Below are 467 nucleotides of genomic sequence, written 5' to 3'. Positions count from 1 at the left end.
AAGTGGGGCATCGGCGCGTATCTGGGCAGCTTCCAGTCCTATCAGAAGCTGTATGGCACGGTCGCCTTCGTGCCGATCCTGCTGCTGTGGATCTACCTGCTGCTGGCCGGCCTGTTCGAGATCGGTTTCGCCCTCGGAATGAAGTACTCCGAAGGCTTCAGCAAACCCCTGCCCACCGTTGCCACGGTGGTATCGGCCCTGATCAGCCTGTACCTGATGAGCCAGGCGATGAAGAGCATCCCGGTCGGTACGGCCTACGCGATCTGGACCGGCATCGGTGCCATGGGCGTGGCTGTGCTCGGCATCTACCTGTTCAATGACAGTGCGTCGCCGGCCCGCCTGGCCTGCGTGGGCCTGATCGTGGCCGGCGTGATCGGCCTGAAGCTGGTCTCGCCCAACTGATTGATGGCCCGACCAACGGTCGGGCCCCCACCGTCGCCCCCCGCACCTCCTGGTAGGGCCCCCCC

The 467-nt window shown here is 65.1% G+C and carries 1 protein-coding gene; it reads left to right on the top strand.

The genetic code is table 11. The features are described 5' to 3' along the window. Positions 1–81 precede the first annotated feature (81 nt). Entirely contained in the window at positions 82–402 is a 321-nt protein-coding gene (sugE, locus tag ABGA94_RS07175; RefSeq protein ID WP_375366844.1) for a quaternary ammonium compound efflux SMR transporter SugE, read from the top strand. Positions 403–467: the final 65 nt, after the last annotated feature.

The organism is Stenotrophomonas sp. 3diitr2024 (genome assembly GCF_042136455.1).
Classification (GTDB): domain Bacteria; phylum Pseudomonadota; class Gammaproteobacteria; order Xanthomonadales; family Xanthomonadaceae; genus Stenotrophomonas; species Stenotrophomonas sepilia.
Note: the sequence above shows the minus strand (reverse complement) of the source record. Positions and strands in the feature narration are given on the sequence as shown.